The 16,073-nt window shown below is 66.0% G+C and carries 16 protein-coding genes; 10 read left to right on the forward strand and 6 right to left on the reverse strand.

What is annotated here, in order from left to right; genetic code table 11:
- Positions 1-2: 2 nt before the first annotated feature.
- From floA to K8R92_05890, 5 genes are all read right to left on the reverse strand, one after another.
- Positions 3-977, reverse strand: coding sequence for a flotillin-like protein FloA (gene floA / locus K8R92_05870; protein ID MCE9619416.1), 975 nt, complete (start codon positions 975-977; stop codon positions 3-5).
- 93 nt (positions 978-1,070) lie between these two features.
- Positions 1,071-1,622, reverse strand: coding sequence for a hypothetical protein (locus K8R92_05875; protein MCE9619417.1), 552 nt, complete (start codon positions 1,620-1,622; stop codon positions 1,071-1,073).
- Positions 1,619-3,322 carry a hypothetical protein gene (locus K8R92_05880; GenBank protein MCE9619418.1) on the reverse strand — a complete coding sequence of 568 codons (1,704 nt, stop codon included), beginning with the start codon at positions 3,320-3,322 and terminating at the stop codon, positions 1,619-1,621. Before K8R92_05880 ends, K8R92_05875 begins: the two co-directional genes overlap by 4 nt.
- A 174-nt stretch (positions 3,323-3,496) precedes the next feature.
- Positions 3,497-4,483, reverse strand: coding sequence for a prepilin-type N-terminal cleavage/methylation domain-containing protein (locus K8R92_05885; protein ID MCE9619419.1), 987 nt, complete (start codon positions 4,481-4,483; stop codon positions 3,497-3,499).
- Between the two features lie 67 nt (positions 4,484-4,550).
- Positions 4,551-5,582 (reverse strand): prepilin-type N-terminal cleavage/methylation domain-containing protein, encoded by a 1,032-nt coding sequence (locus K8R92_05890; protein MCE9619420.1) that lies wholly within the window; start codon positions 5,580-5,582, stop codon positions 4,551-4,553.
- A gap of 503 nt (positions 5,583-6,085) precedes the next feature.
- Between K8R92_05890 and K8R92_05895 the strand changes: the two genes are divergently transcribed.
- Positions 6,086-6,553 (forward strand): RidA family protein, encoded by a 468-nt coding sequence (locus tag K8R92_05895; protein ID MCE9619421.1) that lies wholly within the window; start codon positions 6,086-6,088, stop codon positions 6,551-6,553.
- 11 nt (positions 6,554-6,564) lie between these two features.
- Here the strand turns inward: K8R92_05895 and K8R92_05900 are convergent, their stop codons facing one another.
- The gene (locus K8R92_05900) at positions 6,565-7,857 is read right to left on the reverse strand and encodes a serine/threonine protein kinase (GenBank protein ID MCE9619422.1); all 1,293 of its coding nucleotides are present in this window, start codon (positions 7,855-7,857) and stop codon (positions 6,565-6,567) included.
- Between the two features lie 160 nt (positions 7,858-8,017).
- On the opposite strand from K8R92_05900, the gene K8R92_05905 reads away from it, so the two are divergent.
- The 9 genes from K8R92_05905 (at position 8,018) to K8R92_05945 (ending at position 16,059) form a co-directional block, all read left to right on the forward strand.
- Positions 8,018-8,605, forward strand: a complete 588-nt coding sequence (locus tag K8R92_05905; GenBank protein MCE9619423.1) for a Maf family protein — start codon at positions 8,018-8,020, stop codon at positions 8,603-8,605.
- A complete protein-coding gene (locus K8R92_05910; protein ID MCE9619424.1) occupies positions 8,602-9,618 on the forward strand; it encodes a tetraacyldisaccharide 4'-kinase in 1,017 nt (338 codons plus the stop codon). The genes K8R92_05905 and K8R92_05910 overlap by 4 nt, the downstream gene beginning before the upstream one ends.
- 10 nt (positions 9,619-9,628) lie before the next feature.
- Positions 9,629-11,152, forward strand: a complete 1,524-nt coding sequence (locus K8R92_05915) for a bifunctional heptose 7-phosphate kinase/heptose 1-phosphate adenyltransferase (GenBank protein MCE9619425.1) — start codon at positions 9,629-9,631, stop codon at positions 11,150-11,152.
- A 112-nt stretch (positions 11,153-11,264) separates the two neighbouring features.
- Positions 11,265-11,573 carry an integration host factor subunit beta gene (locus K8R92_05920; GenBank protein ID MCE9619426.1) on the forward strand — a complete coding sequence of 103 codons (309 nt, stop codon included), beginning with the start codon at positions 11,265-11,267 and terminating at the stop codon, positions 11,571-11,573.
- Positions 11,574-11,629: 56 nt separating this feature from the next.
- Positions 11,630-13,129 (forward strand): replicative DNA helicase, encoded by a 1,500-nt coding sequence (gene dnaB / locus K8R92_05925; GenBank protein ID MCE9619427.1) that lies wholly within the window; start codon positions 11,630-11,632, stop codon positions 13,127-13,129.
- A gap of 33 nt (positions 13,130-13,162) precedes the next feature.
- Positions 13,163-13,729 carry a sigma-70 family RNA polymerase sigma factor gene (locus tag K8R92_05930; protein MCE9619428.1) on the forward strand — a complete coding sequence of 189 codons (567 nt, stop codon included), beginning with the start codon at positions 13,163-13,165 and terminating at the stop codon, positions 13,727-13,729.
- 90 nt (positions 13,730-13,819) lie between these two features.
- Positions 13,820-14,224 carry a hypothetical protein gene (locus K8R92_05935; GenBank protein MCE9619429.1) on the forward strand — a complete coding sequence of 135 codons (405 nt, stop codon included), beginning with the start codon at positions 13,820-13,822 and terminating at the stop codon, positions 14,222-14,224.
- Positions 14,221-15,015, forward strand: coding sequence for a hypothetical protein (locus K8R92_05940; GenBank protein MCE9619430.1), 795 nt, complete (start codon positions 14,221-14,223; stop codon positions 15,013-15,015). The genes K8R92_05935 and K8R92_05940 overlap by 4 nt, the downstream gene beginning before the upstream one ends.
- Positions 15,016-15,033: 18 nt before the next feature.
- Entirely contained in the window at positions 15,034-16,059 is a 1,026-nt protein-coding gene (locus K8R92_05945) for an ABC transporter permease (GenBank protein MCE9619431.1), read from the forward strand.
- Positions 16,060-16,073 lie beyond the last annotated feature (14 nt).

Raw genomic sequence — 16,073 nt, forward strand, 5'->3', positions numbered from 1 at the left:
GTTCAGCCGCCGGACTTGCCGATGGAGGAGCGCATGTCGGTGTCGGCCTGCACGTTCTTCATCTTGTAGAGATCCATCACGCCCAGATTGCCCGAGCGCAGCGCTTCGGAGATGGCCTTGGGAATCTCCGCCTCGGCTAGCACGACCAGGGCGCGGTTCTTCTGCGCCTCGGCGAGATGCTCGGCTTCCTGCGCCACCGCCAGCGCGCGGCGCTGCTCCGCCTCGGCCTGGAAGCGCTTGCTGTCGGCCTCGGCCTGCGCGGTCTGCAGATTGGCGCCGATGTTGGCGCCGACGTCGATCTCGGCGATGTCGATGGAGAGAATCTCGAAGGCCGTTCCCGAGTCCAGCCCCTTGGCCAGCACGGTCTTGGAGATGCGGTCGGGCTGCTCGAGCACGGTCTTGTGGCTCTGCGAGGCGCCGATGGTGGCGATGATGCCTTCGCCGACGCGGGCGACAATCGTTTCCTCAGTGGCGCCGCCGACCAGGCGAACGAGATTGGTGCGCACCGTCACGCGCGCCTTGCAGCGCAACTGGATTCCATCCTGGGCCACCGCGTCCACCGTCAATTTTCCGCTGACCTGGCTCGGGCAGTCGATGACCTTCGGATCGACGCTGGTCTTGACCGCTTCCAGAATGTCGCGGCCGGCCAGGTCGATCGCCGTCGCGCGATCCCAGCCCAAATCAATCTTCGCCTTGTCGGAGGCAATCATGGCGCGGATGACCCGGTCCACGCGTCCGCCCGCCATGTAGTGGGCTTCGAGCATGTTGGTGGGCACCTCGATGCCGGCCTTCTTGGCCATGATCCGGTTCAGCACGATCACGCTTGGCGGAACCTTGCGCAGCCGCATCATGATCAGGTCGAGCAGGCTGACCCGGGCGCCGGAAAGAAACGCCTGCAGCCAGAGCTGCAGATACTGGCTGATGATCACCAGAATGATCAGCCCGAACAGGGCGAGAATGCCGAAGCCGATCATCATGAGGTAGTACAGCGTGTCCGAGGCTGCAAGAATCAACGTGGTGTGCATGCGGCGATTCTAACAAGGGATCGCGCATGCAGGCGCGGCGCTCGGTCACTTGGAATCGTCGGCCCGGACGCGCAGCGTGCCATCTTCCACGCCGGTCACTCGAACGTGCCGGCCCACCTCGATGAATCCTTCTTCGGCCAGCGCTTCGCGCCGATCCGACCCGATGCGGATCCAACCCACCGGCCGCAACGTGGTCTCCGCGCGGCCCACGGTTCCGATCGCAATAGTGCCCGACACGCTCACACCGGCTTCGCCCGGTTGCGTCCGCGAAGGATCCTGGATGGATTGCGAAAGCACGACGCGGTGCGCCAGCGGCGAATTGCTCCAGAGCTTCAATCCATATCCGATCATGACCGGCGCTCCGGCGAGCGAGGCCGCCAGCGAGGCGAGACCCCAGGTGGCCGAATGCATGAAGAAGCAGAAGACCCCCGAGGCCGCCGCGAGCACGCAGAGCGTGGCGATCAATCCGCCGCTGGGAAGGACAAACTCCAGCGCGAACAGGATCAACGCGGCGCCGAAAAGCGCGAAACCCCAGATCAGCCAGGCGTCGTCCGGCGCGGCGGCGGCCTGCTGGGCCAGCATCAGAATGGAATTCATGTCACGTGCTCCACGATCATTTCATTGCCTTCGGCCCGGAGGATACGGACACGGGCGCCAGCGGGAATCCACGATCCTTCGCTGCGGGCGTCGAAGCGGACTCCATCAAGCTCAATCCGGCCCACCGGGCGCAGGTCGGTCGCGGCCAGCGCCGTCGTTCCGGCCGCTGGTGCCGCAAGCCTTGAAGTCGCAGCGGTCGCAACACCCAGCGCGGCGGTGTTCACCGCGGACTTCCACGGCCCAAACATCTGCAGCCTGGGTCCCAGCAGCCAGGTGACCAGCACCGCGCCTCCGACCGAAGTCACCAGCGACGCCACGCCAAGAAAAGCCTGCCGTGCGGTGGACTCCGGCGTGGGGTCGGAGACCAGGAACAATCCGATCACGCCCGCGGTGAAAGCCGCGACTCCAAGAATTCCGCTGACCAGCGAGCCGGGAAACAGCAGCATCTCGAGGGCGATCAACACCAGCCCGACCAGGATCGCCAGCGCCGGCCACCACTCGGAAAGCCCGGCGAGAAAGGAGCCGCCCGCCAGCAGCATCACGCAGATGGCCCCGGCCAGGCCGAACATGCCCAGCCCCGGCGAGGACATCTCGCCGAAGAAGCAGATGACCAGGATGGTGACCAGCAGCGTGCGTGCCCACCAGCTTGTGAGCAGCCTCGCCAGCTGCTCGCTCCAAGGAGCGGAGATCACGAAGATCTGGCTTGCGCCAAGGAACGATTTCATCTGCGCCTCGTCGGCGATCGTGGCCGAAGCCACTCCCAGGGCGATGGCTTCGTCGGCCTGCAGGGTCAGCAACTCGTTCGCCGCGTCGATTTGTGAAACCAGCCGCAGACGCGGGCGGTCCGCTGCGGTCAGCGGGGCGCGGCTGGGCAGGATTGCCTGGTTTCGATTCGATTCCGAGGCGGCCTCCACGGATTCGGCTTGGCGCAGCGCATCCGTCCGAAAGGGAATCAGCGTCGGCGCTTCCGCAGCCACGTCACCGGTTTCACCTGACTCCGATCCCGTTGGCGATTGCGTTGCTTCCGGATCCGCCGACGATGTCACTGGCGCAATCGCCGCGGACGGACTTCCACGCGTGCGAACGGGTGCTTCGCCGAAAACCGCCTGGTACTCGTTGGCGTCCACCACATAGCGCTCCCCGCGGGCGCCGTCCTCGACCAGCCAGAGCTCTTCGCCCACGGCCACAAAGGCACGGGCCAGCCGCTCGTCGTGGCCGGCGCGGCGGGAGCTGTCCGTGACCTCCGACAACAGCGGGGCCTCCAACTTGGCCCGCTCCGGGGCGGGCAGCGCCACCAACCCGGCCAGCGGCATGGCGGCGATCGGCGCGGCGTCGCCCAGCACTGCGTGCGGCGCCACCACAATTTCCCGGCACGCCAGCGCGGTGATGACACCGGCGCTGTAGGCCCGCGGCCGGATCCACGCGATGGTGTTCGGCGGGTAGTCCGCCTTGATCTGGCGGCAGAGCTCCAGCGTCGCCAGCAGGTCGCCCCCCGGCGTGTCCAGCTGCAGCACGATCGCGTCGGCGCCGCCGGCGCGGGCCTGCGCCAGGCGCCGGGACAGACCGGACACGGTCAGCGCATCCATCTCGCCCTCGATCGGAAGGATGCAGACCACCGACGCCTTGCGTGCGGAGGGGATTCCCGTTGGCGGGGCGGCAAGCTGGAAAAGGAGAAGCGGCAGGAGCCAGAGGGAAGTCACGCCGGGATTCTAGTTGCTGGGAGCGATGCGTCGAATGAATCGCGGTTGCGACAAATGGAAGGCGCATGATGGCAATTCATTCAGCGAATCGAGGTCGCGATGAGAGCCGGGAGCAAAAGAAAAGGGCCGGTCTTTCGACCGGCCCTTGAAAGTGCAAGTGAATCGCGAAGGGACTCAATCCCAGTTCTTGTCTTCGTCCTTGATGACCGTCTTGGTGAAGGTCGCGCCGGTGAGGGTCGCGGTGACTTCCTTGACGACGCAGAGGTAGGCGTCCGTGGTTCCCACGGTGTCATCGCCCTTGAAGATGTTGTCGAAACCAAGAGCCGCCGTACCGGAGGTCGCGGCCGAGCCGCAGGAGGTGTCGCCCGAGGGGGGAGTCTTGCCGCCGGGGACGCAGACCATGCCTTCCGGATAGAAGGTTCGAGCGAAGGAGAGATGGTCATCGTTGTAGCAGAGGTTGCCTTCCCATTCGTTCTTCGCTCCGTGAATCTCGAGCGTCTTGGAATTGGTGTAGTCGTCGGCGTCGGTGACTCCAAACTTCACGCCGCGGTTGCCCACGATCGGGAAGCGGCTGCCGCTGGTGGCACCCACGCGCCACTGCATGTCGCGGCGGCAGGAGACCTTGGCGGTCGAGTCCTTCATGAGCAGGGGCATCGCCGCGTAGCTGGTGCCGCTGATCGTGGTGAGGTCGGTCTGGAAATTGCCCTTGACGCCCGGGTTGGACGAGCTCGGGTTGGTCAGGTCGCCGTCCCAGTACACGTCGGCGGCCGGCTTGTACTGGTTGTAGTCGTAGTTCGAGCAGACCGCCACGTTGCCCGATGCCTCGGAGGGGCTGACCAGAATCTGCGGAGAGATGAACTGCTGCGCGATGCAGGCCGAGTAGAGGTTGGCATGACTGTTCTTGCCTTCATCCTCGGTGCCGCGGCCGGGCAGCGTGCCGATCCGGTTGATCTCGCCAGGAAGCGGGAAGGTGCCGCGCGGGCTGTCCGTTCCCTTGGTGACCCAGGCCTTGTGGACCTGCTGGATCTGGGTTCCATCCTTGACCTGGCGGGCCGTGGCTCGGGCCTTGGCCAGCGCGGGCAGGAGGAGTCCCAGCAGGAGGGCGATGATCGCCATGACGACGAGCAATTCAATCAGCGTAAATCCATTGTGCTTTTTCATAGTTGTGTTCTCGTTAAGAAAGGTGTGGAAAGTTTGAGACGAATCAGATCATGAAACGCAGCCCGCGTCAGCCGGCGGGCTGGGTGCTGCCGTCGTCGTTCGGATCGAACAGCGGGTCTCCGATGTTGACCTGCGAAATGGTGCTGGAGAAGATGCCCAGCCAGGTGTCGCCGGCCGAGCGAGGAAGCAGGGTCGTGCCGTTGGGACCGCCGGTCTTGTTGCACTTGGTGGCGGTCTTGGAGGTGGCGGAGGTCGGGAAGTCAGCGTCGAAGATGTCGTCGCGCTTCGAATCGGCGCCGCCGCACTCGTAGACCACGCCCTCAGGCTTGAAGGAGGTGGTCAGATCGATGTGGTTGTCGGCGAAGCAGACATTGCCGTTCCATTCCTGCTTCGGCCCGATGATGCCCACCGCGTAGCAGTGGATGGACGTGTTGGGATCGGTGCGGAAGGAAGGCTTCAAACCGCGGGTGCTCATGAGCGGCTTGGTCGAATCGGCGGTGTTCTTCCACTGCGTGTCGCGGCGAATGCCCCAAAGAGCGTTGTGGGCATACGAAGTGTTGCACCATCCTGGAAGCGGTGACGCACTACCTGTGATGGGGTCTTTGGTGAAAGTTTGAGTTGACGCGTTGGCAGGCATGGAGGTCGCGGAGACCTTGTCGCCGAATCCATAGTCCCAGTACACATCGAGGGCGGGCTTGTACTTGGTGAAATCGTAGGGACGGGTTCCGCCCTTGCCCATTTCCACCACGAGCGGGTTGCGCTCGGTCGGGCCATAGACCAGGTCGGGGTTGAAGTATTCCTTTGCGATCATGCAGGAATAAAGGTTGCGAGTGGTGTTCGCGCCATACGCTTCCTCGCCGACGCCCTGCTCCGAACCCTGGCGATCGATCATGCCGGGAACCGGAAGGGAGCCCTTCTTGTCGCTGTTGGCGGCAATGAGCATGCCGGCGTGGATCTGCTTGATCTGGGCGCGATCCTTGGTTTCGCGGGCGTTCTGCTGGGCCTTGGACAGGGCGGGCAGCAGAAGACCGATGAGCAGCGCGATGATTGAAATGACGACCAGAAGTTCGATGAGAGTGAAGCCGCGATTCTTACGCATTGGAAATCTCCATTGGGGTGACTCAGTCAAAGCAACGCACGGCGGGCAAGGCCGCTCCATCAAAGCGGGGTGCCTACGCAGGCACCCCGATCCTGCGAAGCCTGGTCGCAGGAGGGATCGGTCAAATGGATCCATGTCGTGTATCGGACACATTTGACTGCAAATTCAGTTCGGAACAGGCAATACGCGTTCAGGGCCTTTTGGCGTGGATTTTCACCCAAACCTGGGGTCTGATGTTCTTTCCATTGGTGAGAAACTGCCGTCGCCAAGAAAGATCTTGAATTGCCTTACCACTCAGGATGTCGGCTGCCGCGGGCCGATGAAGGGTTGGTTTCCCAACCAAATGAGTGCATTTTGCTTTCGGAAATCTCCGATCGCGGATATGTGCACGCAGCAGTCAGTGAGCAAGATACCAATCAATTGAGCAAGGTCAAGAAGAAATAAAGATCTTGACAGGATTCGTTTCGTTGACGAAGTCCCCCCGGTTCCGTCAATATGCCAAAATGAATGAAACCCCATCCCAACGTCTGAATGTTCTTGGACTTGCCCTGCCCCCCGCCCCCAAGCCGGTAGCCGCCTATATCCCCTTTGTGCGGACGGGCAACCTGGTCTATATCAGTGGCCAGCTGCCTTTCCAGGATGGGAAGTTGGTGGCAACAGGGTCAGTTCCCTCCACGACCTCAATCGAGGCCGCGGCCGCGGCGGCAAGGCAGGCGGTCTTGAATGGACTGGCGGTTCTGGCAGATGCCGCAGGGGGGCTGGACCGGGTTCGAAAAATTGTCCGGGTGGGGGTTTTTGTCTGCAGCGATCCGGGGTTCACCGAGCAACCCAAGGTGGCCAATGGAGCGAGCGAATTGCTGCAGCAGATCTTCGGCGAGGCGGGCCGCCATGCCCGGGCCGCGGTGGGCAACATCGCCCTGCCTTTGGGGGCCAGCGTGGAAGTGGAATTGCTGGCCGAAGTCAGCCCCTGAGTCGAGTGCGCTTATTTTCGAAGCAGCAGAAGCGCCAGGTTGATCATGAGGCTCGCCACGAGAAGTCCGCCCAGAAGCAGGATTTTCCAGGAGAGGCCGCTTGATGGGCCGGAAAGTTGGCGCACTTCAGTGGGCGGTGCTTCGCCTTCCGCTGTGTTGGTGGCCAGCGAGGAGACCAGTGAATGCGTGGGCCTTGCGTGGATCGGGTCGTGGCCGTTGCGGGCCGACTCAAGATCCTCAAGCAGCTGCGCCGCGCTCTGGTAGCGATCACGCGGATCCTTGGCCATCATCATCTCGATGATCAACGCGACGCCGGTCGTGAGCTCCGGCACTACGTGGTCGGGGGGCACCAGCGGATCGCGGATCTGCCGCTGCATGACCTCGGTGGGGTTCTTGCCTTCGAAGGGGACTTTGCCCGTCACCATGTGATAGAAGGTGGCACCAAGTCCATAGATGTCCGCGGCCGGGCCGATGGTGACGACGCCGCGGGCCTGTTCGGGGCTGATGTAGTAGGGGGTGCCGAAGGCCTTGCCGGCCTCCGATTCGGCGGCCTCGCGGTCGCTGATCGCGCGGGCGAGTCCAAGATCGGCCAGCTTCACCACCTCGGCCTTGTTGATCATCATGTTCTTGGGCTTGATGTCGCGGTGAATGAACCCCTGCAAGTGGGCGTGCTTGAGGGCCTTGGCGACCTGGATGATGATCTCGATCGCCTCCTTTTCCTCAATGCGGCGCTTGCGCAGGATGCGGTCGTGCACGGTCTCGCCGTCGACGTACTCCATGACGAAGTAGTGGTTGTCGCCGGCTTGGCCGACGTCCAGCGCGCCGACGATGTGCTGGTCATTGAGTTTGGCGGCGGCGCGGCCCTCTTTATAGAAGCGCTCGATGAACTTCGGGTCGCTGGAATACTTCCGGGGGAGGATCTTGATCGCGACCAGGCGGTCCAGCGAAAGCTGCTTGGCCAGGAAGACCGTGGCCATGGCGCCGGCGCCGAGCTTCTTCATCATCTGGTAGCCGGGGATGGCCTGCTGCGGCCGCTCGCTCTCCAGTTCGCGCTGCACCCGGGCGAACTGGCGGCGGGTGATGACTTCCTTCTGGATCAGGATGTCGCTCAGGCGGCTGCCCGGCGGCAGGCGCTTCAGAAGCTCGCGGCATTTGTCGACTTCATCGCTGGTGGCCAGGCCGCGCTCGACCACGTACCGGCCGACAATGGTGTCCCCGCCCGAGCGGCCGGCGGCGCTGTCGCCCGGTGAGCGGGATTGCCCGGCGGGGTCCGGACTGCTGGGTATGGGAGTGGGTTCGGTCACGGTTCGGTCGGCTGCGAAGGGGCAACTATATACAGTGCCTCCGGCAAATGTACCCAAGGGTGATCGCCGGCGCGTCCATGAACGAGAAATATTCCCAGTCGAAGAAGCCGGCGCCATCGCCTTTGAAGGGCGCGTGGGGCGCAGGGTCGGGGGTCGACTCATGATGCCGATCGTGCTCGCCAGCCGCTCCCCAAGGCGGATCGAGATTCTCAAACGGGAGGGCGTTGACTTCACGGCGATCGAAGCCCCGCTGGACGACGCCGCCGAGGCGCCGCCCGGCGACGTGGCGGAGAACGCGATGCGGATCGCCCGGCTGAAGGCGGAATCGGTCCGTCGGGCCAATCCCGGACGCTGCGGTGGGAAATGGATCCTGGCCGCAGACACGATTTGCGAAATGGGCGGGCGCGCGGTCGGCAAGCCGCGCAGCCGCAACGAAGCGCTGTCGATGCTCGAGCTGGCCTTTGGCGCTCCGCATCGCGTGGTCACCGGCGTCTGCCTGCTGCATGATCCAGGGGAAAAAACTTTTTTCGACGAGGCGAGCGTGACGATCGGCAGGGCGCCCGAGAACGAAGTGCGAAAATATGTGGAGAGCGATGCATGGCAGGGACGCGCGGGGGGATACGACTTCGCCGAGCGCCGCGCCGCGGGTTGGCGGATGCATTGCGAAGGCGATCCTGATACCGTCGCGGGATTGCCGTGGCGACGCGTGAAGGAATTCCTCGACGCTCTTGAAAGGGAATGGCCATGAAAGGACCGCTGCCCTCCTGGTTGAATCCCGCCGCCGGCGCCGCCAGCGCCGGATACCGCGCGGCGGTGCAACTGCGGAACCATCGAATCGAGGAGCGGCTTCCGGCGGATTGCGGCCTGCCCGTGATCAGCGTCGGCAACATCACCGCGGGAGGGACGGGCAAGACGCCGCTGACGCAGTGGATCGTGCGAACGCTCACCGCCGCGGGACGCCATCCCATGATCGCGCTGCGCGGCCATCGGGGCGGCGAAAGCGCCGACGAGGTGCTCGAGCATCGCGCGGCCCTGCCGGGCATCGCGCTGGCCGTCGGAGCCGACCGCGCCCAGCGCATCGCGGACCTGCGCAGATCGCATCCGGAATGCGATGTCGTGGTGCTGGATGACGGGTTTCAGCATCGGCAGCTCCGGCGCGATGGCGACCTGGTTCTGATCGACGCGACCCGCCCCTCGCTGGAGGACGGAATGCTGCCGCGGGGCTGGCTGCGCGAGCCGGCCGCGTCGCTGCGCCGCGCCACCGGAGTGATCGTGACGCGGGCCGCGGCCATCGACCCGGAACTTGCGAAGGAGATCGAGGCGATGCATGGTCAGGCGCCGCTGGCCTGGTGCCGCCACGCCTGGACGGGGCTCGAAGGCATCGAGGAGGGCGCGGTGCACGAAGTCTCCTGGCTGCGCCGCAAGCGCGTCGCGGTCTGGGCGGGCACCGGCAATCCGCGTTCCATCATCCGTCAGGCGGAGTCGGCGGCGGCCTCGGTGGTGGACGCTCCGAAACTTGCCGATCACGTGTCGTGGGACGCGGCCATGGTGGCGCGACTGACGCACCGGGCCGAGCGGGCGCGGGCCGATGCGATCGTGGTGACACCCAAGGATTGGGTGAAGATCGCGCCGCTCGCCGCGGCGTGGCGTCTGCCGCTGGTGCGGCCGCGCCTGGCGATCGAGTTCCTGCAGGGGCAGGAGGCGCTCCAAGAGCATCTCGCGAGCTCCATTCGAGCGGGGGAATGCCGCGGGCGCGGCTAGACTGCACGCCATGAGTTTCTCCACCGAAGCGCTGGTCTCGAAGATGGCGACCTGGAAACCCTTCCGCCTGCTGGTGGTGGGGGATTTCATGCTCGACCAGGCCCTTTCCGGCGCCGCCGAGCGGCTGAGCCCCGACGCCCCGGTGCCGGTGCTGCTGAGCCGCGGCCGCGAGGATCTGGAAGAGACCGCCGGCGGCGCGAGCAATGTCGCGCTCTGCGCGGCGGCTTTGGGCGCGACCGTGCAATGTGTTGGCGTGACCGGCTGCGACACCGAGGCGAAATCGCTGCGGGAACTTCTGAAGGCCGGCGGTTGCGATTCGAAGCACCTGATCGAGGACTCCACGCGCCCGACCACCGTGAAGCGAAGCCTGATCGGCCTGGCCCAGCACCGCCATCCGCAGAAGATGTTCCGGCTCGACATGGAAAGCCGCGAGCCCATCGCCCCGGCGATCGAGGCCAAACTGATCGCGGCGATCGAAGCCGCCCTGCCCTCGTGCGACATCGTCTGCCTTGAGGACTACGCCAAGGGTGTGTGCACGCCGGCGCTCTGCGCGGAGCTGATCAAGCGCTGCCGCGCGGCGAAGAAGAAGCTGCTGGTCGACCCCGCGGCGATCAGCGACTACGCCAAGTACAAGGGCTCGACCGTCATCACGCCCAACCGCACCGAAGCCGAGCAGGTGACGGGCCGCCGCGCCGCCGACGGTTTCGACGCGCCGACGCTGCACGCAATTTCCGGGCAGCTGCTCCGGCAGCTCGAGCTCGAAGCCGTCGTGCTGACGCTCGACCGGCACGGCGCGCTCCTGCAGTTGCCCGCGAGCGATCCGGTGCATGTGCCGACGCTGGCTCGCAAGGTCTACGACGTCACCGGCGCCGGGGACATGGTGCTGGCGGCGCTGGCCGGCGCACTCATGAATGGATTCTCATGGCTCGAGGCGGTGCAATTCGCCAACGTGGCGGCCGGACTCGAGGTCGAGGTCTTCGGTGCCCGTCCGATCCCGCTGGCGCAGGTCCGCAAGCAGATCATGGTGCAGGCGGGGCACTTGGCGGGGAAGATCCGCGACCGCGCCGGCCTCGCCCTTGAGATGGAGGCGCGTCGTTCGGCGGGGCAGAAGATCGTCTTCACCAACGGATGCTTCGACGTGCTGCACGCCGGCCATGTGGCGAGCCTGCGCGAGGCGCGATCCCTGGGCGACTGCCTGGTGGTGGCGCTCAACAGCGACAAGAGCGTGCGCGCCTTGAAGGGGGACGGCCGTCCGGTCTTCCCGCTTGAGCAGCGGCTGGAGGTGCTCGAGGCGCTGGAGTGCGTCGATGTGGTGACCTGGTTCGACGAGCCGACCGCGGATGCCGCGATCCTGGCCGCGCGGCCCCACGTCTACGCCAAGGGCGGCGACTACCAGCCCGAGCAGATTCCCGAATTGGGAGTTGTCAAGTCCATCGGCGCGACTTTTTGCATTTTAGGTTTGCGCGAGGGATTGAGCACCACCAACGCCATCCGCCGCATTCGTGGACAACACGCGGGGACAACTCGCACATGATTCGTGGATGAGAATCGCTCTTGACGCGGCCCCATGTCCTTGACCATACTGCGCACGTTCGGGAACGCAGTCCGGGCGCACGCCGCCGCAGAAAATTTTGGGAGAAACCGAGATGAGCACCGTCACGAAGAAAGAACTGGTTGAACAGGTCGCACAAAAAACCGGCGCCGACCGCGGCGAGGCGCGGCGCATCGTCCAGGCATTCCTGGACGCGGTGGTGGACGAACTGAACCGGGGCAACCGTCTCGAGTTCCGCGACTTCGGCGTGTTCGAGGTGCGCCAGCGGGCGCCGCGCACGGCGCAGAATCCCAAGACGCTGGTGCCGGTGCAGGTGCCTGCGAAGCGCACCGTGCGGTTCAAGCCGGGGCGATTGATGCGCGAGCAAAGTACGGCCGCTCCAGAACTTGCGCCGACCCGCTGATCCGGTCGCCTCTTCGCACAACGGTCGCTTCGCCTCGCCTCTCGGGTGCCTCTTCCATGGAATCAAAGCCAACTTCTTCGCGCGGTCCGGACCGCGGGCGTCCTCGCGCGGACCTGCGCGAGGCGCAGCGCCTGCTGGACGCGGCGCCGCCGCACGCGATCGAAGCGGAGATGAGCCTGCTCGGATCGATCCTCATTGATCCGAAAGTGGTGGGCGATGTGGTTCAACTTGTTCGATTGGGCGGCGACTTCTTCCGTCCTGCGCACGGCGCCATCTTCGAAGCCATGGTCGGCATCTGGGACAAGACCGCGTCGCTTGACGTGGTGCAGTTGAACCAGCAGCTGCTGGACCGCGGCATCCTGGACGACGTCGGCGGCACCGCGTATCTGGTGGAGCTGGCGGAGAGCGTGCCGACGGCGGCGCACGCGACCGAGTATGCGCGGCTGGTCCGCGACAAGGCCACGCTGCGCGAGTTGATCCGCGCCGCCGGCGAGATTCTCACCGAGGCGCAGAACTCAGGCGACCAGCCCCAGCAGGTGCTTGAGGCCGCCGAGCAGCGCATCTTCGCGATCGCTCAGCGGCGCGAAGCGGCGCAGTTCTCCAGCCTGCAGGACCTGCTCGACCATGCGATCAAGGTGATCGACGCCAGCGATGGCCAGGCCTTCAACGGACTGCCCACGGGGTTCGCCGAATTCGACGAGATCACCAGCGGCCTGCAGAAGGGCGAGATGGTGGTGCTGGCGGCGCGGCCCAGCATGGGCAAGACCGCCTTCGCCCTCAACATCATGGAGAACGCCGCCGCCGCCGGCCACGCGGTCGCCATGTTCAGCCTGGAAATGGGCAAGCAGCAGTTGGTGCAGCGCCTGCTCTGCTCCAAGAGCGGCATCGACTCGCAGCGCCTGCGCCGCAACATGCTCCGCCAGGACGACTACCGGGCCCTGCTTTCCGCCTGCGAGGCGATGAAGTCCAGCAAGGTGTGGATCGACGACACGCCGGGCCTGACCATGCTCTCCATGCGCAGCAAGGCGCGACGGCTGCGCGAGATGCACGGCGTGGAGGCGATCTTCATCGACTACCTGCAGCTGATGTCGGCGGGCAGCCGCGCGGAAAACCGGCAGGTCGAAGTGAGCGACATCAGCCGCGGCATCAAGGCCATGGCCCGCGAGCTCGAGGTGCCGGTGATCTGCCTGAGCCAGCTCAGCCGCAAGTCGGAGGACCGTCCCGGGCACCGTCCGCAGATGAGCGACCTGCGCGAGTCGGGCAGCATCGAGCAGGACGCCGACGTGGTGATGATGCTGCACCGCGAGGAGTACTACCACCCGGGCGACGACGACTGGAACGAGGCGAACCCCGACAAGCGCGGGCTCGCCGAGTTGATCATCGCCAAGCAGCGCAACGGTCCGACGGGCGTCGTGAAATTGACGTGGGACAGCCGCGTCACGCGCTTCCGAGACCACGCCGACAATCCCGCGGCGGCCGGCTGGGATGCGCCGCGACTGGTGCGGCCCAACGACCGCGGCTCGCGCGGCGGCGACTTCGACGGCATGCCGATGTAGTCGCGGCGCCCCTGGCCGCTAGACTGCGCGTGCGTGCCGGATGCCGACGACCCTGAATTCGACCGTGGACTGCTGGCCCGCGCCGCCCAGGGCGACCCCGCGGCGTGGCGCGTCGTGGTGGAGCACTGGTCGCCGCGCATCTTCGCCTACCTGAGATCCAACACCCGCAACGAGGAGCTCGCCGAGGAGATCACCCAGAGCGTCTTCTGCACCGTCGCGCAAAAGCTCTCCGAATATGTGGAGCAGGGGCACTTCGAGTCGTGGATCTTCCGGATCGCGATCAACCGCCTGCGCGACGAGATGCGACGCCGCAAGCGGCACGCCCGGCCCATGGACAGCGAAGTGCTGGCGGACATCACCCCGCAGCGCGAGGAGAGCGAACGGGCCAGCGCCGAGGAGCTTCAGGCCCTGCGGAACGCCATGGAGCAGCTTCCGGAGGCGGATCGCATGATCATCGACCTGCGCCACCAGGGGGGGATGAGCTTCCAGCAGATCGCCGAGACCCTCTCCGAGCCGCTGGGCACGCTGCTGGCCCGTCACCACCGGGCGATCCGCAAACTGAGGGACCTGATGCGAAGGCACATGGGGGACCAAATATGAGGGAAACCGCGTCCGATACATGCTTTCTTTTCAAGGATCGCTGCAACAAGAAACGGCCCTCCCCGTTGGGTAGGCTGCAGGAGAACCAACATGGCATCATCCGAGGATCTTGAACTGGACGACACGCTGCGCGTGCTCGCCGCCCGAGCGGGCCGCACGCCGCGCGGATTGGCCGGGCGCGTCTTCGAGGCGAGCGTCACGCACCTGCCAAACCTTGAGGTCGTCGGCCGCATCGGTTCGCGCACTTCGATGCAGTGGAAGGCGGCCGCGGCGATCCTGATCATGGTCGGCGGCGGCATCCTGGCGTGGCAGACTTCCTCGATCCGCGATTGCGACAGCTCCGACGAGCCCACTCTGGCGGCGGTGATCGAGTCTTCCGCGAGCGCCTCGGGCGACGAGAATTTCATGGGACTCGCCTCGGCGCGCGGAGCCCGCTTCGACGATCTGGCCTTCGAGATGCGCAGGGTCCTGAGCAGCGGGCAGGCGGGACGATGAGGGTCGGCACTTTCATCGCGGGGATGGCGGCCGGAGCGGCGCTGGTGGCCGCGGTCGCCGCCACGACCTTGCGAAGCGGCGCGACCGCCGAACCGACCTCGACGCGAGCCCAAGCCGCGCCGCACAACGACAACGAACGGGCGGCGCAAAATCAGGCCGGTCAGGCCCGCGGGGATGCGGCCGGCCGCGGCGCCTGGCGCGGCGGCGAGGGCCAGCGCCGCGAAATGAGCGAGGAGGAGATCGACCGGGTGATTGCCACCGCACGTGAAGTGAATCCGGAATGGGCCGACGGTCTGGAGAAGCTCCGCCAGAGCGATCCCAAGGCGCTGCGCGACCGGCTCTCCCGCGAGGCCCGCAAGCTGATGGGGCTCTCCATGATGAAGGAGCGCGAGCCGCAGCTCTACAAGGTGCGCGTCGAGGATCTTCGCGTGCAGAACCAGATCCGCGAGCTCAGCGAAGCGTGGAACACCGCCAAGCAGAGCGGCGACCTGGCCGCCCAGGAAACGGCGATGAAGGAAATCGAGGCCGGTGCCCGCAAGCAGGTGGAACTGGACATCCAGGCCCGCGGCTTCGAGCTGGTGGCGCTGGACCGGTCGCTCAAGGACGCGCGCAAGCGCCTTCAGGATGACATTCGCGACCGCGAGAAGTCCGTCGCCGAGATCGTCGACTCCATTCGCAACGGCGAGGAGATCAAGTTCGGCCGCCGACCGATGGGCATGGGCGGCCGTCCGCGCGGCGAGGAGATCGAGCCCGCGCGGAAACCGCAGGCACCCGCCCGCGGCGTCAACTAGTCCGCGTATTCTTCCGGCGTGCCGGAGAGTTCCATTGAAATTCGCGAAGCGATGGACCGCGTCGCCGCCCTGCGCGGCGGAAGCGGATCGCATCGGCTGGGGACGGGATTGTGGCTGCTCATGATCCTGCTGGCGCTGGTGGCCCTCTCGGCGCCGTGGGCCTTCGGATCGGTCTCGCTGGGCGGCAGCGTCTCGTCGCCGCGCTGGGCCGCCGGCAATCTGCAATTGAGCCTGATGCCCCCCTCGTGGATGGCCGATCCCGGCGCGCTGGAGCGGATTCACCAGGCCCGCGAGGCGAACCAATATGTGCCGTCGATGCCGCTGGGCACCGACCGTCTGGGCCGCGATGTCTTCGCGCGGCTCTGCGCCGGAAGCGCGATCAGTCTTTCGCTCGGGCTCTGCGCCGCGCTGGTGGCGACGGCCCTGGGCGTGCTCTGGGGTTCGGCCGCGGCGTGGTTCGGCGGGCGCGTGGACAGCGTGCTCATGCGAGCGGTCGACGTGCTCTACGCACTGCCCTCGATGCTGCTGGTGACGCTGCTGGGCGTGGCGGTGGATGGATTCGCCGAGCGCACCTTCGGCGACTTCTCGCCCACGGCACGGCAGGTCCTGAATTTTCTCACCATGCTGGTGGCCATCGCCGGCGTCGGCTGGCTCACCATGTCGCGGGTGGCGCGGGGGCAGGTGCTGTCGCTGCGCGAGCGGCCCTACGTGGAGGCCGCGCGGGCGGCCGGCGCCGGCACCGGAAGAATTTTCTGGTGGCATCTCCTTCCCAATCTCGCCGGACCCGTGGCGGCCTACGCGGCCCTGGCGGTGCCCAGCGCGATCCTGAGCGAAAGCTTCCTGAGCTTCCTGGGGATCGGCATCCGCGATCCGCTGCCGAGCTTGGGCAATCTGGCGTCGGACGGCCTGCCCGAACTGAACCTGGTGAAGGGGCGCTGGTGGCTGCTGCTGCCGCCCTGCGCGGTGATCGCCTTCGCGCTGCTGACCCTGAATTTCGCCGCCGACCGGCTGCGCGACCGGCTCGATCCCGCCTCGGCCGGCTGATCCGCCGCCGCGCC

This window comes from Planctomycetota bacterium (genome assembly GCA_021414025.1).
Classification (GTDB): Bacteria; Planctomycetota; Phycisphaerae; order Phycisphaerales; family SM1A02; genus SYAC01.